General features: G+C 45.2%; 16 protein-coding genes. 6 read left to right on the top strand and 10 right to left on the bottom strand.

All coding sequences use genetic code 11. The annotated features are described in order from the left end of the window. Positions 1 to 202: 202 nt before the first annotated feature. The 6 genes from HKI82_RS13960 to kefG all read right to left on the bottom strand — a co-directional run bounded on the left by HKI82_RS13960 (position 203) and on the right by kefG (position 6,006). Entirely contained in the window at positions 203 to 1,519 is a 1,317-nt protein-coding gene (locus HKI82_RS13960; protein ID WP_102941169.1) for an adenylosuccinate synthase, read from the bottom strand. Between the two features lie 127 nt (positions 1,520 to 1,646). Next, positions 1,647 to 2,606 (bottom strand): isoaspartyl peptidase/L-asparaginase family protein, encoded by a 960-nt coding sequence (locus HKI82_RS13955; protein ID WP_171138355.1) that lies wholly within the window; start codon positions 2,604 to 2,606, stop codon positions 1,647 to 1,649. 113 nt (positions 2,607 to 2,719) lie between these two features. After that, positions 2,720 to 3,301, bottom strand: a complete 582-nt coding sequence (slyD, locus tag HKI82_RS13950; protein WP_171138354.1) for a peptidylprolyl isomerase — start codon at positions 3,299 to 3,301, stop codon at positions 2,720 to 2,722. A 98-nt stretch (positions 3,302 to 3,399) separates the two neighbouring features. Beyond that, on the bottom strand, positions 3,400 to 3,600 hold the full coding sequence (locus tag HKI82_RS13945) for a YheV family putative zinc ribbon protein (protein WP_102941172.1): 201 nt from the start codon (positions 3,598 to 3,600) through the stop codon (positions 3,400 to 3,402). A 29-nt stretch (positions 3,601 to 3,629) separates the two neighbouring features. Beyond that, on the bottom strand, positions 3,630 to 5,435 hold the full coding sequence (kefB, locus tag HKI82_RS13940; protein ID WP_171138353.1) for a glutathione-regulated potassium-efflux system protein KefB: 1,806 nt from the start codon (positions 5,433 to 5,435) through the stop codon (positions 3,630 to 3,632). Continuing rightward, on the bottom strand, positions 5,428 to 6,006 hold the full coding sequence (gene kefG, locus HKI82_RS13935) for a glutathione-regulated potassium-efflux system ancillary protein KefG (RefSeq protein ID WP_102941174.1): 579 nt from the start codon (positions 6,004 to 6,006) through the stop codon (positions 5,428 to 5,430). Before kefG ends, kefB begins: the two co-directional genes overlap by 8 nt. Positions 6,007 to 6,281: 275 nt before the next feature. Between kefG and HKI82_RS13930 the strand changes: the two genes are divergently transcribed. The 6 genes from HKI82_RS13930 to crp all read left to right on the top strand — a co-directional run bounded on the left by HKI82_RS13930 (position 6,282) and on the right by crp (position 11,910). After that, on the top strand, positions 6,282 to 8,204 hold the full coding sequence (locus tag HKI82_RS13930) for an ABC transporter ATP-binding protein (protein WP_171138352.1): 1,923 nt from the start codon (positions 6,282 to 6,284) through the stop codon (positions 8,202 to 8,204). Further along, a complete protein-coding gene (locus HKI82_RS13925) occupies positions 8,201 to 8,671 on the top strand; it encodes a TIGR02444 family protein (protein ID WP_102941176.1) in 471 nt (156 codons plus the stop codon). The genes HKI82_RS13930 and HKI82_RS13925 overlap by 4 nt, the downstream gene beginning before the upstream one ends. Positions 8,672 to 8,790: 119 nt before the next feature. After that, positions 8,791 to 9,771: a hydrolase gene (locus tag HKI82_RS13920; protein WP_171138351.1), complete on the top strand. Its 981-nt coding sequence runs from the start codon at positions 8,791 to 8,793 to the stop codon at positions 9,769 to 9,771. Positions 9,772 to 9,862: 91 nt separating this feature from the next. Next, positions 9,863 to 10,072, top strand: coding sequence for a YheU family protein (locus HKI82_RS13915; RefSeq protein WP_102941178.1), 210 nt, complete (start codon positions 9,863 to 9,865; stop codon positions 10,070 to 10,072). Positions 10,073 to 10,167: 95 nt separating this feature from the next. After that, positions 10,168 to 11,037, top strand: coding sequence for a phosphoribulokinase (locus tag HKI82_RS13910; protein ID WP_102941179.1), 870 nt, complete (start codon positions 10,168 to 10,170; stop codon positions 11,035 to 11,037). Positions 11,038 to 11,277: 240 nt separating this feature from the next. Beyond that, the gene (gene crp / locus HKI82_RS13905; RefSeq protein ID WP_004728582.1) at positions 11,278 to 11,910 is read left to right on the top strand and encodes a cAMP-activated global transcriptional regulator CRP; all 633 of its coding nucleotides are present in this window, start codon (positions 11,278 to 11,280) and stop codon (positions 11,908 to 11,910) included. A gap of 104 nt (positions 11,911 to 12,014) precedes the next feature. On the opposite strand, the gene HKI82_RS13900 is transcribed toward crp, so the two are convergent. The 4 genes from HKI82_RS13900 to HKI82_RS13885 form a co-directional block, all read right to left on the bottom strand. Further along, positions 12,015 to 12,818, bottom strand: coding sequence for a DUF1338 domain-containing protein (locus HKI82_RS13900; RefSeq protein ID WP_102941180.1), 804 nt, complete (start codon positions 12,816 to 12,818; stop codon positions 12,015 to 12,017). 150 nt (positions 12,819 to 12,968) lie between these two features. After that, entirely contained in the window at positions 12,969 to 14,426 is a 1,458-nt protein-coding gene (astD, locus tag HKI82_RS13895) for a succinylglutamate-semialdehyde dehydrogenase (protein WP_171138350.1), read from the bottom strand. Positions 14,427 to 14,446: 20 nt separating this feature from the next. After that, positions 14,447 to 15,466, bottom strand: a complete 1,020-nt coding sequence (gene astA / locus HKI82_RS13890) for an arginine N-succinyltransferase (RefSeq protein ID WP_171138349.1) — start codon at positions 15,464 to 15,466, stop codon at positions 14,447 to 14,449. A gap of 85 nt (positions 15,467 to 15,551) precedes the next feature. Next, positions 15,552 to 16,763 carry an aspartate aminotransferase family protein gene (locus tag HKI82_RS13885; protein WP_102953977.1) on the bottom strand — a complete coding sequence of 404 codons (1,212 nt, stop codon included), beginning with the start codon at positions 16,761 to 16,763 and terminating at the stop codon, positions 15,552 to 15,554. Positions 16,764 to 16,935: the final 172 nt, after the last annotated feature.

Genomic DNA, 16,935 nt, shown 5'->3' with positions numbered 1-16,935 from the left:
CGATAGCCACACAACACCGCTTATTGAGTATAGCGTTATTACGCATAATGGCTGGTTTGATTTTTTATCGGCGATTAAGTGGATCTCTTTAGGTTAATCTTGCAAATAATCGGCAATTAATTGCCACCGACGTACAAAATAGCATCACTTGCGGCATAAAAAAACCGGCTCATTGAGCCGGTTCTATAAACAAGTATCTAACTTACACGCTGAATGGGTGTACTTTGATGATTGTTTCGTTACGGTCAGGGCCTGTAGAGATGATGTCTACTGGAACACCAGTTAGTTCTTCAATACGCTTGATGTAATCAAGTGCAGCTTGAGGAAGAGCGTCGATAGACTTAGCACCGAAAGTTTTTTCAGACCAACCAGGCATGGTTTCGTAGATTGGCGTTACGTTTTCGTACGCATCTGCAGCCATTGGTGATACTTCAAGAACTGAACCGTCAGCCATTTGGTAACCAGTACAGATTTTGATTTCTTCTAGACCGTCTAACACGTCTAGTTTAGTCATACAGAAACCTGTAATTGAGTTGATTTGAATTGCACGACGCATTGCAACAGCATCGAACCAACCAGTACGACGTAGGCGACCCGTTGTTGCACCAAATTCAGCACCTACAGTACCCAAGTGCTTACCAACTGGATCTTGCTTCTCTTTGCCATCATACAGTTCAGTCGGGAAAGGACCAGAACCTACACGAGTACAGTACGCTTTAGCGATACCTAGAATGTAACCTAGGTGACGAGGACCAAAACCAGAACCTGCAGCAACACCACCAGCAGTCGTGTTAGAAGAAGTTACATATGGGTATGTACCGTGGTCGATATCAAGCAAAGTACCTTGAGCGCCTTCGAACATGATCTTGTCGCCACGCTTACGCGCTGCATCAAGTTCGTCAGTTACGTCGATAACCATTGAAGTTAATAGATCAGCGTAACCCATTGCTTGCTCAAGCACGTCTTCGTAGCTTACAGGTTCAACTTTGTAGAAGTGTTCTAGCTGGAAGTTATGGAAAGTCATAACTTCTTTTAGTTTCTCAGCGAATGCTGCGCGATCGAATAGGTCACCAACACGTAGACCACGACGAGCAACTTTATCTTCGTACGCAGGACCGATACCACGACCAGTCGTACCAATTGCTTTATTACCACGAGCAGCTTCACGCGCTTGGTCTAGAGCAATATGGTATGGAAGAATTAGAGGACAAGCTTCAGAAATGAAAAGACGCTCTTGAACAGGAACACCACGGTCTTCTAGACCTGTCATTTCTTTGATTAGTGCATCTGGTGAAAGTACAACACCGTTACCGATAATGCATTTCACGTTATTGCGAAGGATACCTGATGGAATCAAGTGAAGAACTGTTTTCTCGCCATCAATAACTAGAGTATGGCCAGCGTTGTGACCACCTTGGTAGCGAACCACATATTTTGCATCTTCAGTTAAAAGGTCTACGATTTTACCTTTACCTTCATCACCCCATTGGGTGCCAAGAACGACTACGTTATTACCCATCTTTCCAAATCTGATTGCTAGTTAAAAATGGATTCTAGCATCGAATTTGATTCGTTGCAGTCATTTTTTAGGCAAAAAATAGTCGAATAAATTCGGGCGCAGTCATTCTCGTTTTTCAGATTAAAACTCAATCATCTGCATATATTTTGATGAGCAGATCACCTTTAGTATCAACACTTGCTCGATACATTCCTAAGCTATTCATCGCAAAGTGAATTTCACCACTTGCATCAACCGCAATCAGGCCGCCCTCGCCACCCATAGCCTTTAAATCACCTTGAATAATGTGTTCACAGGCGGTGTGAATATCCTCTTTTAAATAACGCATTCTCGCAGCGACATCTGATGCGACCATTTTGCGAATGAAGAACTCACCCATGCCCGTGGTTGATACAGCAACATTACCATTTTCAGCAATCGTACCTGCACCTATGATTGGTGAATCTCCGATGCGGCCAAACTTTTTGTTGGTGATGCCACCAGTACTTGTAGCTGCTGCTAAATTGCCTTGCTGATCAAGCGCTACCGCGCCAACCGTGCCAAATTTTTTGTCGTCTGGATACTGTTTTTCTGTCGAGTACTTAGCTTCAGACAGTGCAAACAGACCTTTTTCTTTCATGGATTGCAGTTGTTCATAACGACGATCAGTGAAGAAGTAATCCTGCTCGGTGTACTCATAACCCAAGTTAAATGCGAACTCTTCGGCGCCCTCTCCCATAAGCAGAACGTGGTCGCTTTTCAACATCACATCGCGAGCGAGTTCAATCGGATTTTTAATATGGCGAACACCCGTTACGGCACCTGCATCCATCTCTCGCCCATGCATTACGGAAGCATCCATCTCAACCATTTCTTTATTGGTTAATACCGAACCTTTGCCTGCATTAAACTGAGGCGCATCTTCCAACACTTTTACTGCTGCGACCACTGCATCTAAAGCATCGCCTCCTTGCGCAAGAATCGCATGCCCCGCTTTGACCGATTTCTCTAACGCAGCCTCGATTTCACCTTTGAGCTCATCACTCATTTGTTCACGCAAAATTGTTCCGGCACCACCATGAATCGCAATAGAGAAAGGTTGCGGCATAAAAAGTCCTTGTATATTGATAAAGCGAGAATAAAAAAGCGTGACCCGATTGCTCGACTCACGCTTTCCTTTATAGGGCTAGGCGTTGCCTATCGCAAGCCATAACTCAACTATTAGTGGCAGTGACCGCCGCCACAACAACCATCTTTGTGGTCGTGATCATGGCTATGACCGTGACCACCACAACATTCGTGATCATCATGATCGTGGCCGTGGCCGCCACAGCCACCCGCGTGGTGTACGTGGCCGTGTTCAAGTTCTTCAGCAGTTGCTTCACGAACTGCAACAACTTCTACATCGAAAGTCAGAGTGTGACCAGCAAGCATATGGTTACCGTCAACCACAACTTCATCACCATCAACTTCTGTAATTTCTACAGGGATTGGACCTTGGTCAGTATCCGCTAGGAAGCGCATACCTACTTCGATCTCATCAACACCTTGGAATACGTCTGCAGGAACGCGTTGAACAAGATCATCGCTGTGCTCACCGTATGCATCTTCAGGTGCGATAGTTGCAGTGAACTTGTCACCTGCTACTTTGCCTTCTAGCTCTTTTTCAAGGCCAGTGATTAGGTTGTTGTGACCATGTAGGTAATCTAGTGGTGCTTCCACTGTGGATTGGTCAACAACGATGCCATCTTCCAGTTTTACTTGGTAAGCAAGGCTTACAACCACGTTCTTTTCAATTTTCATAACGGCTCCAGGGCGGTTTTGGTGCTTTTAGACACATTAAGTCATGCCTAAAAATAATCTAATGGTGGATATTATGGGGATCGTGAGCAGAAACTCAATTATTCCGGCTTAAAAATACCGATCATTTGCTCCTGAGCGTGTTCACTTTTCTCTACAGCTTTCGGTTTACGCTGTTCTGAATAATCGCATTCAACGCATTCCACCAGCTCTATGTTGTTCTCTATCCACCAGCGTAAGGTATCTTGAGCTTTACAACTCGGACAACTTGCCCCTGCGATAAAGCGTTTTTTTATATTCACGTATTGGTTCCTACTACTTACTTGTTCTTTTAGTCTTTTTCCCAATAGCTACGAGACTGCTTATCACCGTCCATCTCGCGGCCAAAAATTTCTTCCAACTCTTTACGAGCTTCTTTGGCTCTTAAGTTAAGCTGCTTGCCTTCATTGTGCTGAGGCAACAACTCTTTAAGCATAGCCATATCTAACTTACGAAAATGCGCTTCTGCTCGCTTCGCTTCATAAGGATGCATACCTAACGAGATTAACGTTTGTCGACCAAGATCCAACGCACCTAAAAAGGTTTCGCGAGAGTAACGCTCAACACCGTGATTCATTAATTGGTAGGCTTCAACACGGCTACGTGCACGCGCCAATATTTTCAATTTAGGGAAGTGATGTTTGCAAAGCTCAACTATTTTCACCACTTCATCAGGCGCGTCGGTACAGATAACAATTGCCTCTGCTTCATCGGCGCCCGCCGCTCTCAATAACTCAAGCTGAGTGGCGTCGCCATAGAATACTTTATATCCGTATTTGCGTAGTAATTTTATTTGGCTGGCATCACTTTCTAATACCGTAATTTTGATCTTGTTGGCATACATCAAACGACCAACAATCTGCCCAAAACGGCCAAATCCAGCGATGATGACTCTCGGTTCTTTATCAAATACGTCCGATGCCAACTTTTCTTCATCGGAGTTATTCAAATTACGAGCGAACCAGCGATTTTGAGCCGATAGCAATAACGGCGTTGTCACCATCGATAAGCTCACCACTACTAATAAAAAGGCGACTTGCTCTGATTTGAGCAGCCCTTGGCTGCTCGCGGCAGTAAAGATAACAAAAGCAAACTCACCGCCTTGGCTCAGTATTGCAGCCATGCGACTGCGCGCTTTTGCTCTAGTGCCAGAAAAACGAGCTAAGACATAAAGAAGTAGACCTTTGACAGTCACCAGCCCAATCACAGCCAACAATATGCTTAACGGCTCAAGAGCAAGTAGCCCTAAATCGACCGCCATACCAACAGAGATAAAAAACAGCCCAAGCAGTAAACCTTTAAAAGGCTCGATAGCAATTTCTAGCTCGTGACGGAACTCACTTTCGGCCAACAGCACCCCAGCTAAGAAGGTACCAAGCGCCATCGACAAACCTAATTGTTGCATCAATAGAGCGATACCAATCACCAGCAGTAGCGCGGCAACAGTAAACAACTCTCGTACACCACTTAATACGATGTAGCGAAACAGAGGGCTCAGAAGGTAATGACCGCCCACCAATAAACCAACAATGCCACATAACATCCACACGACATCAAGCCAGCTTCCGCCAGTGTTTCCCGCCAATACTGGTAACAGTGCTAGCATTGGAATTACCGCAATATCTTGGAATAGCAGAACAGCAAAACCGGATTGTCCCGTTTCCGTTCGAGTTAAACCTCTTTCTTCTATCACGCGTAATGCAATTGCGGTTGAAGAGAGCGCCAACCCCATGCCAATAACTAGACTGCTTTGCCAGCCGATGCCCAGCAACGAAGTCAGGCTGGCAATCACGGCTGTCGTCACCACAACCTGCGCACCACCCAGTCCCAAAATAGGCCCACGCATTTGCCACAGTTTTCTCGGGTTTAGCTCTAAGCCAATCAGAAACAGCAGCAAAACCACGCCAAACTCAGCAAAGTGCATAATCGCTTCAACATCGCTGATTAAGCCCAATCCCCAAGGTCCGATGATCACACCCGCAAGTAAATACCCCAGAACAGAACCAAGCCCAGCCCTTTGCGCTAAAGGTACTGCCACCACAGCTGCGGTAAGAAAAACGGCTGTGCTTTGTAGAAAATCACTGCTTACTTCAGCCATGATGCTCTCCTTGCTCAGCTAACGGGTCCAATAACCACTGTCTATAGGCTTCTGCGTGTTGATATCGCTCAATGTCACTAACATTGCGCGACCAATACAGCACCATGGGTTCTATCCATTGCATACGACACAATGCCGCGGTCAGTTCAAATGGTTGTAAAATGTCTTTCAACGGATAACGGTTATAGCCCTTCTCACCAAAAGCATCGATGTTACCGCCAGTGGTGATGACACTGCGCCAGACTTTCCCCTGCAGCGCACTTTTGTTACCAAAAGCGAATCCTTTTGCCAGTATTCTATCCATCCATTCCTTAAGTAGCGCCGGACAGGAATACATATACAAAGGGTGCTGAAACACAATCACATCATGTTCTAACAAGCGCTGGCGCTCAGCTTGAACATCGATGAAAAAGTCTGGGTATGTGGCATAGAGATCAAGAATAGAGACGTGCTCAAGTGAAGAGATCTTCTTAATCATCACTTGGTTTGCAATGGAGTGATGTGGCTCAGGGTGAGCATAAATCACTAATACTTTAGGCTTTTGTAAAGCAGACGGCGTATCTTGTGTCATTCCTTGACGGCACTCCGTAACGTTATCAAATTGGTAACTGTTGCTATACCCAAACTAGTTGGAGTTGCAGCTAGGCGGCAAGTGAGTGAGTCCCCATGAGCATAGATAACTATGTAATTGGGGTGAACGAACGTAGCCAACACCGCTGCACCTTCAAATAGGAAGGGCATAAGCATCATAACGTAAATTGCATAATGATCGACATTTATCCTCGTTGCCCCTACTATTCTGGGCGAAATCTCAACGGCAACTCTATTAATAGCTAAAACAAATTTATGATTATCTTCTCGGACATCCAACTACTACGTGGCGGAAAACCTCTGCTCGACCAAGCATCAGCAACCATCAACCCAGGCGACAAAGTGGGTTTAGTGGGTAAAAACGGTTGTGGTAAATCCACCCTGTTTGCCCTCTTGAAAGACGAACTATCTATTGATGCTGGCTCATTCAGTAAACCTGCTCAGTGGGAACTGGCTTGGGTAGCGCAAGAAACGCTGGCTTTAGAACGCAGTGCTTTGGAATACGTTATCGATGGCGACCGAGAATACCGAGATTTAGAACGTCAACTTAGTGAAGCAGAAGTTGCAGACAACGGCACGCTAGTAGCTGAGCTGCATGGCAAAATCGAAACCATTGGCGGTTACAGCATCCGAGCTCGTGCTTCAGAGCTGCTGGACGGCTTAGGCTTTAGCCAAGAACAGATGTCATGGAACCTGACTCAGTTTTCAGGTGGCTGGCGTATGCGCCTTAACCTTGCACAAGCACTGATTTGCCGCTCTGATTTGCTATTGCTCGATGAACCAACTAACCACTTAGATTTAGATGCCGTGATGTGGTTAGAGCGCTGGTTACAAAGCTATCCGGGAACTTTGATTTTGATTTCCCACGACCGAGATTTCTTAGACCCGATCATCAACCGTATCATTCATATTGAGAATCAGAAGCTGAATGAATACACGGGCAACTACTCTTCGTTTGAAAATCAACGCGCGCAAAAGATGTTGCAACAGCAAGCTATGTATCAGAAGCAACAAAAGCAGATGAGCCACATGCAGAGCTATATCGATCGCTTCCGTTACAAAGCGTCTAAAGCTCGTCAGGCGCAAAGCCGGATTAAAGCTTTAGAACGAATGGAAAAAGTGTTGCCAGCTCAGTTTGATAACCCATTCAGCTTTGAATTCCGCGAGCCATCTGCACTACCAAACCCAATTTTAATGATGGATGACGTGAGCGCCGGATACGGCGATAACCTTATCCTAGAGAAGATTCGTCTTAATCTCGTTCCGGGCAGCCGCATTGGTCTGCTTGGTCGAAACGGTGCGGGTAAATCTACCCTAATCAAACTGTTATCTAATGAACTGACTCCGCAAGGTGGTGACCTATCCTACTCACAAGGGGTGAAAATTGGTTACTTTGCGCAGCATCAGCTTGAAACGCTTCATCCAGAAGAGACGCCTTTGCAACACATGATGCAAATCGCGCCTGAGAAAAACGAATTAGAACTGCGCAACTATCTGGGTAGTTTCGGCTTCAACGGTGACAAAGCACTGGATAAAGTTGGACCGTTCTCAGGTGGTGAAAAAGCGCGCCTCGTGTTGGCTCTGATTGTGTGGCAAAAACCAAACCTGCTATTACTTGATGAACCAACCAACCACCTTGATTTGGATATGCGTCAAGCCCTGACTCTTGCACTACAAAGCTTCGAAGGCGCGATGGTTATCGTCAGCCATGACCGCTATCTACTTCGTGCCACTACCGATGATTTGTACCTGGTTCATGACCGCCAAGTGGCACCTTTTGATGGTGATTTAACGGATTACTACAAATGGCTTCAGGATCAGCAAAAAGCAGAACGCAAAGAGCAACAAGCTCAAGCAGCACCAAAAGACAATGCTAACAGCGCTGCAGCGAAGAAAGATCAAAAACGTCGTGAAGCAGAACTTCGTAAGCTGACTGCGCCAATTCGCAAAAAGCTGACACAACTCGAAGCGAAAATGGATAAGTTGAACGAAATTGTCGCGGACTCTGAACAACAATTATCGGAGTCCTCACTGTATGATGCAGAAAACAAAGCTAAACTTAACCAAGTTCTCGCTACACAAGCTCAGGCGAAATCCGAACTCGAAGAGGTCGAAATGGAGTGGATGAGCGAGCAAGAGACGCTGGAAGAAATGGAACAGGAGTTCAACAGTCAATGACCCAAGAGCACGTCAGAATTTCACTCACGTTGGAACGACTATGGCAATTCAGCTTGCAGTACTACAGCGTTCGAGAAGTCAAAGAGGCGTGCCTACACCTGCAAAACCACTATAACGGCAACGTAAATTTGCTCTTGCTGCTCAAATGGCTTGATGAGCAGCAAGTAGCGTTTCATGAGCAAGATTGGCAAACAGTTATTGAATGTATCGGGCGCTCAGAAACACTGCTACATAGCTACCGGGAGTTACGCCGAAAACTAAAAGCCACTCTGCCAGACACCCTATATCGAGAAGCTCTGCAATTCGAATTGCAGTTGGAAAAGCAACAACAGTCGGATTTAGTGGACTGCATCAACAGCCTGACTTTGATGAACAATAAAGACGCACCTCTTACTCAACGTTACTGCCGACAACTCGGTGCCGAAAACCTCGCTAAACAGTTTGCCAAACCTGCACCCAAGAACTGAATCTTCCCGCTTATTTAATTGGGTATATACTCAATATAAACAGACCACTTAAAGTTGCAGTCACCAAAACTGCATCATTAAATAGGCAAAAATAATTGTATTAATTTGATGGTTAGCCGATGACCCAATTTGTTGCCGCTACAGGCTTGAAGAACCCACATTTACAAACATTAGTCCCGCGCTTTATTCGTAAGAAAGCGCTGTTTGAACCCGTCTGGCAAACGCTCGATACACCTGACGGCGATTTCCTCGACTTAGCGTGGAGTGAAGATGCACATACTGAAAGCGCAGCGAAGAAGCCTATTTTCATCCTATTTCATGGTCTGGAAGGTTGTTTTTATAGCCCTTATGCCAATGGACTAATGCAAGCCTTTGCCAAAGATGGCTGGCTATCGGTCATGATGCACTTCCGCGGTTGTAGCGGTAAGCCTAATAACTTGGCTCGCGCATACCATTCCGGTGAAGTGGAAGATGCCCGTTTTGTTCTGGAATATCTGAGAGAGCAGTTTCCGAATCGTACTATCGTCGCTACTGGCATTTCTCTTGGTGGCAACATGCTGGTGAACTACTTGGCTGATTACAATGAAGATCCAATAGTCACAGCTGCAACTATCGTGTCTGCGCCTTTGGACTTGGCGGCTTGCGCTCAACGCATCGAACACGGTTTTTCGAAAATCTATCGCCGTTATCTGGTTTCATCGCTGAAAAACAGCGCAATGAAAAAGCATCATCTGCTCAAAGGTGAACTGGGGCTTTCCTATCAGAGCATTAAACGCGTCACTCATCTCAGTGATTTCGATGACCTAATCACAGCGCCCCTGCATGGGTTTAAAAACTCGCAAGACTACTACGAGAAGTGCTCTGGCATTAACAAGCTACAGCAAATCAAAGTACCCACTCAGATCATTCACGCTAAAGACGACCCCTTTATGAATGACTCGGTGATCCCCAAATTTATCCTGCCTGACAACATCGACTATCGCTTGTTTGAACAAGGCGGGCACGTTGGCTTTGTATCCGGAAGCATCCTAAAACCTGAGTTTTGGCTGGAAAAAGCGTTACCTGCTTACTATGAAAGTTTGAAAGATATTCAGGATTAAACATTCGTCAGCAGCAAAAATTCGCCCCCCATTAATGGGCTGGCGTGCGTTATATTGACGAAACAACATTAAGTAGAATTACGAGAACATTATGATTGTACCTTGGCAAGATATTGCACCAGAGACATTAGAAAACCTCATTAGCGAATTTGTGCTCAGAGAAGGCACGGATTATGGCGAAGTTGAAGTTTCTCTGGCGCATAAAATCGACCAAATCAAAGCGTTGCTAAGAAGCGGCGATGCGGTAATTGTCTATTCTGAATTACACGAAAGTGTTGATATCAAAGTTAATAATCGATAATCAGTGACAATTGAAATTCCATGTTATAGTGGCTTCAACTCGGGCGATGAAGTGATTTCAGCGCCTTATTTTAGGATTTTTGGACAAGGTTAGTCATGTCAGCAAAACACCCAATTATTGCCGTAACCGGTTCATCAGGTGCAGGCACTACTACAACGTCAGAAGCATTCCGTAAAATGTTCAATATGATGAGTGTTAAACCCGCTTGGGTTGAAGGTGACAGTTTTCACCGTTTCACTCGTCCAGAAATGGATATTGAAATCCGTAAAGCCCGCGAGCAGGGTCGTCATATCAGTTACTTCGGCCCTGAGGCCAACGACTTTGGCGCTTTGAGCGAGTTTTTCCGTCAATACGGTAAAGCAGGCACAGGCCAAATCCGACGCTATCTGCACACCTTTGATGAGGCCGTACCTTATAACCAAATGCCCGGAACGTTCACCCCATGGCAAGAACTTCCTAGCAGTACAGACGTACTGTTTTATGAAGGGCTACACGGCGGTGTGGTAGATGGCGAGGTTAATGTGGCGCAGCATGTCGATTTCCTGATCGGCATGGTACCGATTGTTAACCTTGAGTGGATTCAAAAGTATGTCCGTGACACCCGTGACCGAGGGCATTCACGCGAAGCCGTGATGGATTCGATAGTCCGCTCTATGGATGACTATCTCAACTACATCACACCACAATTTTCACGCACGCATATTAACTTTCAACGGGTTCCGACCGTAGACACTTCCAACCCACTGAATGCCAAAGGCATTCCTAGTCTGGACGAAAGTTTTGTAGTCATTCGCCTACGTGGGATTAAAAATGTCGACTTCCCATACTTACTGGCAATGATCGATGGCTCCTTTATGTCTCGCCACAACACCATTGTGGTTCCGGGAGGGAAAATGAGTTTTGCCATGGAATTGATCGTAAGACCAATCCTACAGCAACTCATTGAAACGGGGAAAATCGGTTAATCGAAACAAGGTTTTTACGTTTAGTTTCGATACCGTGACCATGTGCACATTTTTGCGTAAAAAATCAAGGTAGGGACACGATTAAAATCAAGAAAATGTCGCTGAAAAAGGATACTATTCTTAACCGAAACACAAGATAGCTTGCAGCGACCATAAAGTCCTCTTATTCTAGTAAACCTATTTTAAGCTTTGCTAAATATGGATAGCAGCAAGCGTACCCTGCAGAGGAAGTGAGATATTATGGTTCTAGGTAAACCTCAAACCGACCCAACATTAGAGTGGTTTCTTTCACATTGTCACATTCATAAGTACCCTTCAAAAAGCACGCTGATTCACGCGGGCGAGAAAGCAGAAACTTTGTACTACATTGTTAAAGGTTCTGTTGCGGTACTGATTAAAGATGAAGAAGGAAAGGAAATGATCCTTTCTTACCTAAACCAAGGTGATTTCATCGGTGAACTTGGCTTGTTTGAAGAAGGTCAAGAGCGTACAGCATGGGTTAGAGCTAAATCTCCATGTGAAGTTGCAGAAATTTCATTTAAGAAATTCCGTCAGCTTATCCAAGTTAACCCAGATATTTTAATGCGTCTTTCTGGTCAGATGGCTCGTCGTCTACAAGTAACAAGCCAGAAAGTTGGTGACCTTGCGTTCCTAGACGTAACAGGCCGCATTGCACAGACGCTTCTTAACTTAGCGAAACAACCTGACGCAATGACTCACCCAGACGGCATGCAGATCAAGATCACTCGTCAAGAAATCGGTCAAATCGTTGGCTGTTCTCGTGAGACAGTAGGTCGTATTCTGAAGATGCTTGAAGAGCAGAACCTAATTTCAGCTCACGGTAAGACTATCGTTGTGTACGGAACTCGTTAATAGCTAACGCTATTACACAAAATTCAAAAGCCACCCTTGCGGTGGCTTTTCTTTTGGCGGCTCTATTAATGAATAAATAAAGCTCGGTGAGTTATCACTCTCTACTAAGCAAGAGATTTACTATCGGTACTTTCGAAAATCTTATCTGCAGATGCAGCTACAAAGCCAGTATATAGCTCCCCGTTTGCCATTGGATAACGTTTCGCAAACTCGTAGAAGCCACCAGGAACCGTTTCAGTACCATCACTGAATACTACTGGAACTTTATCTGCCATAGTTGAAGACTGCTCAAGCAATACTTCTGGCGTTCCTTTCACTTCACCACCCGATTCATTGATAGTAAAACCTGCGCCACGTAAATGGTCATTCACTTGTTTTACTTCTGTAAATGCCTTGAGCTGGTTTACGTTAACCGTAAAGTGGTTAGCTCCATAACCATGAGCCGCCAACCAAGAAGCATATTCGCTCTCTTCTGCCAGCAACTGGTAATCAGCAAAACTGATGTCCCACAAACGACCACCATAAAGGAATGCATCACCTTCTAGCTTAGTTGAATCTACTTGCTCAACCAGCTTGGCAACTATCTCTTGAAGCTGTGATGAACACTCTTCAACTTTCAGTTCACTGATGAATACTTTTGGCTGAAGCGGATCTGGATGCTCAAAGTGTTTAGCAACCAGTTTTTTGCTTTCAAAAACATAGTCGCCACAATCTTTGTAGCCGAGGGCTAAGAAAGGTTTCGCTAACGTTTCTAGACCAAGAGGAGCAACATTGAAAGTACGTAGTGCAATATGGTCATTGATTAGCGCTTCATCTTCTTCTAACAAGCTATGAACTTTATCTGCAGAAGGACAAAGGCGAGTGATGTAATCATTCCACAATGATTGAAACAGAACTTCTGGCGTCATAGTGCCTCCTTGGCTTCATGAACACGACGTATTGGATTGAAAAAGAGGCTAACTAAAGCCGGTTACTATTCTTTTATAGATTTAAGTGGTTATTGGTTTTCAGTTTTAAACAAACAGGCTTCACCTTTCGATGAAGCCTGAATAACTCTGTTATAGCTCTACACCTGGGCTTAGTGTCGCTGGAAGCTCGGTTGCAGAACCTTCCATTGACGCCATTGGGTATGCACAGTAGTCCGCCGCGTAGAATGCACTTGGACGTAAGTTACCCGAAGCACCCGGACCACCAAATGGAGCATCACCACTTGCACCCGTTAGCTGACGGTTGCGGTTCACGATACCTGCGCGAATATGGTCAACAAAGTATTCCCACTCCGCATCTTCTGTTGTAACTAAGCCAGCAGACAGACCAAAGCGAGTATCGTTAGCAAGCTCAACCGCTTGCTCTAGAGTTTCGTAGCGAACCAATTGCAGTAATGGGCCGAAGTATTCTTCGTCAGGCAATTGCGCGATTGGCGTAACATCAATGATACCCGGTGATACGAACGCAGCACCTTTGCTTTGCGCTTCAACAAGGCTCTTACCACCTAGAGATTGTAGGTTGGCTTGGGCATTAAGAATGAAGTCCGCCGCCGCTTTAGAGATTTGAGGCCCCATAAATGGTGCCGGCTCCGCAAATGGCTGATCCATACGCAGCTTCTTCGTCGCTTCTACTAAGCGAGCAACCAGTTCATCACCTTTCGCACCCACAGGAATGTATAGACGACGGGCACAAGTACAACGTTGACCAGCACTTATAAATGCAGATTGAATTATGGTGTAAACCGTTGCATCCAAGTCACCAAAATTCTCAGAAATTACCATTGGGTTGTTACCACCCATTTCTAGCGCCAGCATCTTGTCTGGCTGACCAGCGAATTGGCGATGAAGAATGTGGCCCGTGTTGGCACTACCCGTAAACAACAGGCCATCAATACCTTTAGACTGAGCCAGAGAAATACCGGTTTCTTTACCACCTTGCACAAGGTTGATAACGCCTGCTGGTAGACCAGCCGCTTCCCAGAGCTTCATAGTGACTTCTGCCGTCCATGGTGTTTGCTCTGAAGGTTTGAACACAACGGTATTACCCGCAAGAAGAGCAGGAACAATGTGCCCATTCGGTAAGTGGCCAGGGAAGTTGTAAGGACCAAACACCGCCATAACACCGAGTGGGCGGTGGCGCAGAACAATTTGGTTGCCCGCAGCTTCACGCACGGTTTCACCAGTACGGTCATGGTATGCACGAATAGAGATAGCGATTTTGCCAGCCATCGCAGCCGCTTCAGTGCGAGTTTCCCAAATTGGTTTACCCGTTTCTTTCGCGATCACCTCTGCAATTTGCTCGCTGTTCTCTTTAATTTTTTCCGCGAAAGCGAGAACCACTTTCTCACGCTCTGCGAAAGGCAATTTTTTCCAGCTAACAAATGCATTGCGAGCAGAAGCAACCGCTTCTTCTACTTGCTCTTGTGTTGCACTCTGTCCTTGCCAAATGACCTCATCGTTATAAGGGCTTAAAGATGAAAGCATTTCACCTTTACCTTCTAACCACTGTCCTGCGATCCACTGAGTCATAATGTGTTCCTTAAATTCTTTTACTGAGCCAAAATTCGAATAAAGTCGCCACTATCTACTTTCAGTGCATTTGCGACTTTTGGAGAGATAATTGCGCTGCCGTTTTCACGGTTGAATGCTGCTTTTGCGGCGGTCGCTCGAAAGTTTTCAAACGATGTATTACAGATTAAGTAATCTTGCGAGCTTGAGTGTTCAGCAACAATGACCTTCACTCGAACTGAGTTACGTACCGAGTCGATATTGTTGATATCACACTCCACGCTTGGGCCCGCATCAAAAATGTCGACATAATTGCGACAGGTAAACCCTTCCTTCTCCAGCAACTTAAGAGCAGGGCGTGTTTTTTCATGCACCTGACCAATCACTTCCTGTGCTTCTTTGCTGAGCAAGTTGATATATATCGGCAGTTTAGGCATCAAATCCGCAATAAAACCTTTCTTACCAATGCCAGTCAGATAGTCGGCCATGGTGAAATCAATTGAGAAAAAGTGCTCTTGCAGCCATTGCCAAAAAGGCGAATTGCCATCTTCATCCGAGACACCACGCATCTCAGCAAAAATGGTCTTAGAAAAACGATGTGGGTGTTCAGCCATCATCAAGAATCGGCATTTAGACATCAGTCTGCCGTTGAGACCTTGACGAAATTCTGGGCGTAAAAACAGTGTGCAGATTTCCGAACAGCCAGTGTAGTTATTACCAAAGGTCAGCAACTTAACTACATTGTTTACATTCAGCTTTGGTGATGAATGCACTATGGTGCTGATGTGATAGGAATAAAACGGAACATCCCAACCGACAGCGGCTTCAATTCCCGTTGTCCCAGCCACTTCACCCGTTTCTGAATCAAAACCGACCATCAGGTAACCTTCATCCGATGGTGAAGTAACGCCTGGTTTAGTAAAACTGTATTCAGAGTGTTTGATACGGTTGGTTAACAACTCTTCGTTAACCGGTAATGAAGTGAAACCATGACCAGATTCAACAGCACAAGTGTGCAACGCGTCGTAATCGGACATAGAAATTGGGCGTACAACTAGCATCAATACTTCCCTCCAGATGCATTTAGGGCCTAATCATTAGGCCCTTTGAGGCTCACAAGTTGATGTGAGCCTTTTAGCTTAGTTTTTACATAAGTGATGCGATTGCTTTATCCAAACGCGCTAAGCCTTCTTCAATTTCTTCTTTTTCGATGATGAGTGATGGTGTCATACGTACCACGTTTGCACCTGCCATCAGGATCATCAGACCTTGTTTACCAGCGGCAACAAGAATGTCGCGCGCACGGCCTTGCCACTCTTCATTTAGAGCTGCGCCAAGTAGTAAGCCTTTACCACGAACTTCAGAGAACACATGGTACTTAGCATTGATTTTCTCTAAACCTTCACGGAAAAGAGCTTCACGCTCAATAACACCCGCTAGAGTTTCAGGCTGGCTAATGATATCTACTACCGCTTCTGCTACTGCACATGCTAGTGGGTTACCACCGTAGGTAGAACCGTGAGTGCCAGGCTTAAAGTGCTCAGCCAGCTCAGTTGTGGTTAGCATTGCGCCGATAGGGAAACCACCACCAAGAGACTTAGCTGTGCTTAAAATGTCAGGAGTGATACCTAGACCTTGATAAGCAAAGAAGTGACCAGTACGACCATTACCAGTTTGAACTTCATCAAAAATCAGTAGCGCATTGTGTTTGTCACACAACTCACGAATAGTTTGAATGAACTCAGGTGTTGGAGACACAATGCCGCCTTCACCTTGAAGAGGCTCGATCATCACTGCACAAGTGCGATCTGAAATCTGTGCACGCAACGCTTCAACGTTGTTGTACTCAAGGTGAGTAATGTCTCCCGGTTTTGGACCAAAGCCATCAGAGTAAGCTGCTTGACCACCGACTGTAACGGTAAAGAAAGTACGACCGTGGAAACCTTGTTTAAAGGCGATAATTTCAGATTTTTCTGGGCCGAATTTATCTGCAGCATAACGACGAGCTAGCTTTAGTGCTGCTTCGTTTGCTTCTGCACCAGAGTTTGAAAAGAACACTTTTTCTGCAAAGCTGACTTGTGTCAGTTTCTTTGCCAAACGCAGTGCTGGTTCATTTGTCATAACGTTGCTTAAGTGCCAAAGCTTGTTGCCTTGTTCAGTCAACGCATTAACCAACGCAGGGTGACAATGACCTAAACAACTCACAGCGATACCGCCAGCAAAGTCAATGTACTCATTGCCTTGTTGATCCCATACTCGTGAGCCTTGTCCCTTAACCGGGATGAATTCCATCGGGTTGTAACAAGGTACCATTACCTCATCAAACAGACCGCGTTCTACATTAATTTCAGTTGTCATTGTTCGTCCCTTTCTTGATACCGCATGCTTTGTAGATCGTCGACCTAACTACAAAAGTATAAGCTTGAAATTTTGTATTGCATTTCAGTTAATGCAGCATTGTATTTACAAATTATTAACTATTTCAATAGTGATTTATCCTTTGTCAGCCATTTTCAGACTAATAAATGAC

Source organism: Vibrio plantisponsor, from assembly GCF_013041605.1.
GTDB classification, from domain to species: Bacteria; Pseudomonadota; Gammaproteobacteria; order Enterobacterales; family Vibrionaceae; genus Vibrio; species Vibrio plantisponsor.
This window is presented reverse-complemented; position numbering and strand designations above follow the sequence as displayed.

Excerpts from the sequence above, each read along its gene's own strand:
- HKI82_RS13960 (WP_102941169.1), bottom strand. The coding sequence starts at position 1,519 with ATGGGTAATAACGTAGTCGTTCTTGGCACCCAATGGGGTGATGAAGGT.
- HKI82_RS13955 (WP_171138355.1), bottom strand. The coding sequence starts at position 2,606 with ATGCCGCAACCTTTCTCTATTGCGATTCATGGTGGTGCCGGAACAATT.
- slyD (WP_171138354.1), bottom strand. The coding sequence starts at position 3,301 with ATGAAAATTGAAAAGAACGTGGTTGTAAGCCTTGCTTACCAAGTAAAA.
- kefB (WP_171138353.1), bottom strand. The coding sequence starts at position 5,435 with ATGGCTGAAGTAAGCAGTGATTTTCTACAAAGCACAGCCGTTTTTCTT.
- kefG (WP_102941174.1), bottom strand. The coding sequence starts at position 6,006 with ATGACACAAGATACGCCGTCTGCTTTACAAAAGCCTAAAGTATTAGTG.
- HKI82_RS13930 (WP_171138352.1), top strand. The coding sequence starts at position 6,282 with ATGATTATCTTCTCGGACATCCAACTACTACGTGGCGGAAAACCTCTG.
- HKI82_RS13925 (WP_102941176.1), top strand. The coding sequence starts at position 8,201 with ATGACCCAAGAGCACGTCAGAATTTCACTCACGTTGGAACGACTATGG.
- HKI82_RS13920 (WP_171138351.1), top strand. The coding sequence starts at position 8,791 with ATGACCCAATTTGTTGCCGCTACAGGCTTGAAGAACCCACATTTACAA.
- HKI82_RS13915 (WP_102941178.1), top strand. The coding sequence starts at position 9,863 with ATGATTGTACCTTGGCAAGATATTGCACCAGAGACATTAGAAAACCTC.
- HKI82_RS13910 (WP_102941179.1), top strand. The coding sequence starts at position 10,168 with ATGTCAGCAAAACACCCAATTATTGCCGTAACCGGTTCATCAGGTGCA.
- crp (WP_004728582.1), top strand. The coding sequence starts at position 11,278 with ATGGTTCTAGGTAAACCTCAAACCGACCCAACATTAGAGTGGTTTCTT.
- HKI82_RS13900 (WP_102941180.1), bottom strand. The coding sequence starts at position 12,818 with ATGACGCCAGAAGTTCTGTTTCAATCATTGTGGAATGATTACATCACT.
- astD (WP_171138350.1), bottom strand. The coding sequence starts at position 14,426 with ATGACTCAGTGGATCGCAGGACAGTGGTTAGAAGGTAAAGGTGAAATG.
- astA (WP_171138349.1), bottom strand. The coding sequence starts at position 15,466 with ATGCTAGTTGTACGCCCAATTTCTATGTCCGATTACGACGCGTTGCAC.
- HKI82_RS13885 (WP_102953977.1), bottom strand. The coding sequence starts at position 16,763 with ATGACAACTGAAATTAATGTAGAACGCGGTCTGTTTGATGAGGTAATG.